The following is a 3,733-nucleotide window of genomic DNA, read 5'->3' as shown; positions in this document are numbered from 1 at the left end:
GTGAATCCGACATTCAATTCACATCACCGGGACCACATTGTTTGCGGCCTCATGCAATCACATCAGACGGGCACGTTCCAGATTTCTTTCGCATATTGGCGGATCGTGCGATCGGAGGAGAACCAGCCGACACGCGCAACGTTGCGGATTGCCCGGGCGTACCAGTCGGGACTGTTGCGCCAGACCGCATCGACCTCGCGCTGGGCGGCGGCATAGGCATCGAAATCGGCGGCAACCATGAACCAGTCGCTGTTGTAGAGACCGTTGATGAGATCGCGGTAACGCTCCGGATCGTCCGGCGAGAAGACGCCTGACGAAACAGCCGCAACCGCTTGCGCCAGCTCAGGCGAGCCTTCGATGACGGCGCGCGGATCGTAGCCGTTGTTGCGCCGCTCGGCGACCTCGGCGGTGGTCAGGCCGAAGATGAAGATGTTGTCGTCGCCGACGCATTCCTTGATCTCGACATTGGCGCCGTCGAGCGTGCCGATGGTCAGCGCACCGTTCAACGCGAACTTCATGTTGCCGGTGCCCGACGCTTCCATGCCGGCGGTCGAGATCTGTTCGGACAGATCGGCGGCCGGCATCATGATCTCGGCAAGGCTGACATTGTAGTTCGGCACGAACACCACCTTCAGCAGACCCCGCACGGCCGGATCGCGGTTGATGACCTTGGCGACATCGTTGGCGAGTTTGATGATCAGCTTGGCATTGTGGTAGCTGGGCGCCGCCTTGCCGCCGAAGAATTTCACGCGCGGCATCCAGTCGCGCTCGGGATGCGAGCGGATCTGGTCGTAGAGGGCGATCGCCTCGAGGATATTCAGAAGCTGGCGCTTGTATTCATGGATACGCTTGATCTGGATATCGAACAGCGCCGAGGGATCGACCTTGATGCCGAGCCGGTCGGCGACGAGGTTGGCCAGCCGCGCCTTGTTGGCTCGCTTGACGGCGGCGAACTTGTCGCGAAAGGCGGCATCGCCGGCGAAACCGTCGAGATCCTTGATGGCGTCGATGTCATCGAGAAAGCGGTCGCCGATCGCCTCGCGGGCAAGCGACGTCAGCCCGGGATTACACTGGATCAGCCAGCGCCGCGGCGTGATGCCGTTGGTCTTGTTGTTGATGCGATCGGGATAGAGCTTGTGCAGATCGGCGAACACCGTCTCCTTCATCAGGTCGGTGTGAAGCGCCGAAACGCCGTTGATCGAGTGCGAACCGACAAAGGCCAGATTGCCCATGCGCACCCGGCGGTCGCCATTTTCCTGGATCAGCGAGATGCGGCCGATCTGCTCGTCCGAGAACTGGTTGGACGCACGCGCCTCCAGAAGCACTTCAGCGTTGATGGCATAGACGATCTGCATGTGGCGCGGCAAAAGCCGCTCGAACAGCGGCACCGGCCAGCTTTCCAGTGCCTCGGGCAGCAGCGTGTGGTTGGTGTAGCCGAAGGTGCGCTGGGTGATGTCCCAGGCCTGATCGAAGTCCATGCCGTGGACGTCCATCAACAGGCGCATCAACTCCGGCACAGCGATGGCCGGATGGGTGTCGTTCAGGTGGATCGCAGCCTTGTCGGGCAAGGACTTCAGGTCGCCATATTGGCTGAGATGGCGCTGGACGATGTCCTGCAGCGATGCGGTGGAGAAGAAATATTCCTGCCGAAGCCGCAGTTCCTGCCCGGCCTTGTGGGAATCGGCGGGATAGAGCACGCGCGACAAGGCATCGGCCTTGTTGCTTTCGGCGAGCGCGCCGATGTGGTCGCCGGCATTGAACTTGTCGAGCAGGATCGGATCGACCGGCATGCCCGACCAGAGCCGCAGCGTGTTGACGCGGTTGGCCCGCCAGCCGACGACGGGCGTATCATAGGCGACGGCCAGCACATGCTCGGTCGGCTTCCAGACATGGCGTTCGAGGCGGCCGTCCTTGGAGGTGATCGATTCCACCGAACCGCCGAAACCGACCTCGAACGAGCGCTCACGGCGTTCGAATTCCCACGGGTTTCCGTGATCGAGCCAGGTTTCAGGCAATTCGACCTGCCAGCCGTCGTGAATCTCCTGGCGGAACATGCCGTTGGCATAGCGGATGCCGTAGCCATGCGCGGGAATGTCGACGGTCGCCATGCTTTCCATGAAGCAGGCCGCAAGCCGCCCGAGGCCGCCATTGCCAAGTGCGGCATCCGGCTCGAGTGCGGCGATGAGATCGAGATCGACGCCCAGAGACGACAGGGCCTCGCGCATGTTGTCCATCAGGCCGAGATTGGAGAAGGCATCGCGCATCAAGCGGCCGATGAGGAACTCCAGAGACAGATAATAGACGCGTTTTTCCTTCTGATCGTACGCCTCCTTCGTCGCCTGCATCCAGCGATCGACGATCCGGTCGCGCACGACCTTGATCGAGGCGGTCAGCCAGTCGTACTGGGTCGCAACGGTGGTATCCTTGCCGACCCGGTATTTGAGGGCCACCAAGACTTCACGTGCGAGTGTCTTGGGATCAGGATTTTCGAGCAGTGGAGGAAGGGGTTCGGATGTCATCGCGCTCGTCATGATGCCTCTCGTGCGGTTGCCATGATCATACCGGCTTTCATCGCTCCTCCCAGCCCATGCTAGCTGATACCGCTATATATTCAATCGATTTAAACATGCCCGAACCGGCATGCCCCCTGCGGCAATTTGGCAATTCGCAAGTGTGACGCGCCAAGACGGTCGCGCGACGCGCTTCAAATTCCTGTTCCGTGCTTGCCGTGCCGCCAACCCTCCAGCACTTGGGCGACATGTATCAGGCCGCCAGCGCTGCCTCGGGCGGAACCTTTGCTCCGGTCATGAAGGCCACGGCATCGGACATCGTATATTGCTTGGGATCGATGACGCAGAGGCGACGGCCGAGCCGGTGGATGTGAATGCGGTCGGCCACTTCGAACACATGCGGCATGTTGTGCGAGATCAGCACGATCGGCAGGCCGCGCTTCTTGACGTCGAGGATCAACTCGAGCACGCGGCGGCTTTCCTTGACGCCAAGGGCGGCCGTCGGCTCGTCCATGATCACCACACGACTGCCGAAGGCGGCCGCGCGCGCCACCGCAACGCCCTGCCTCTGGCCCCCCGAGAGCGTTTCCACAGCCTGGCTGATGTTCTGGATGGTCATCAGGCCAAGCTCGGTAAGCTTGTCGCGGGCGCGCTTTTCCATCGCCGGACGGTCGAGCATACGCAGCCAATCGCCCAGAAAACCCGGTTTGCGGATCTCGCGGCCAAGGAACATGTTATCGGCGATCGAGAGCGCCGGCGACAGTGCCAGATTCTGGTAGACGGTCTCGATGCCGGCTTCGCGTGCCTCCATCGGCGATTTGAAGGCGACGGGTTTGCCTTCAAGCCGGATCTCGCCTTCGTCGGGCACGGCCGCGCCGGAAATCGCCTTGATGAGCGACGACTTGCCGGCGCCGTTGTCGCCGATGACGGCGAGGATTTCGCCGGGATAAAGGTCGAAGTCGGCATTGTCGAGGGCGGTGACACGGCCATAGCGCTTGATCAGGCCACGCGCGGTGAGGATGGGTTCCTGGGTCATGGTCATGCCGACACCTTTCTGATCCATTGGTCGACTGCCACGGCGCCGATGATCAGCACACCGGTGAGCAGCACCTTCCATTGCGGATCGGCGCCCAGCATGTTGAGGCCCATGGAAACGACGCCGACGATCATCGCGCCGAACAGCGTGCCCAGGATGGAGCCGCGTCCGCCGAAGAGGGAAATAC

General features: G+C 61.9%; 2 protein-coding genes and 1 pseudogene. All 3 read right to left on the bottom strand.

Annotation, left to right across the window (positions count from 1 at the left end; all coding sequences use genetic code 11):
* Nucleotides 1-62: 62 nt before the first annotated feature.
* On the bottom strand, nucleotides 63-2,531 hold the full coding sequence (locus tag EN991_RS27265) for a glycogen/starch/alpha-glucan phosphorylase (protein WP_024503694.1): 2,469 nt from the start codon (nucleotides 2,529-2,531) through the stop codon (nucleotides 63-65).
* Nucleotides 2,532-2,763: 232 nt separating this feature from the next.
* Entirely contained in the window at nucleotides 2,764-3,546 is a 783-nt protein-coding gene (locus tag EN991_RS27260; protein ID WP_023760533.1) for an ATP-binding cassette domain-containing protein, read from the bottom strand.
* A gap of 2 nt (nucleotides 3,547-3,548) precedes the next feature.
* Nucleotides 3,549-3,733, bottom strand: a pseudogene (locus tag EN991_RS27255) (ABC transporter permease); the annotation flags it as partial.

It is taken from the genome of Mesorhizobium sp. M7A.F.Ca.US.005.03.2.1, assembly GCF_003997795.1.
In the GTDB taxonomy this organism is placed as follows: domain Bacteria; phylum Pseudomonadota; class Alphaproteobacteria; order Rhizobiales; family Rhizobiaceae; genus Mesorhizobium; species Mesorhizobium ciceri.
The sequence above is the reverse complement of the archived record's forward strand: the minus strand, read 5'-3'. Positions and strand labels throughout refer to the sequence as shown.

What these genes read in the sequence shown, in the direction of transcription:
- EN991_RS27265 (WP_024503694.1), bottom strand. Translation starts at nt 2,531, where the DNA reads ATGACGAGCGCGATGACATCCGAACCCCTTCCTCCACTGCTCGAAAAT.
- EN991_RS27260 (WP_023760533.1), bottom strand. Translation starts at nt 3,546, where the DNA reads ATGACCCAGGAACCCATCCTCACCGCGCGTGGCCTGATCAAGCGCTAT.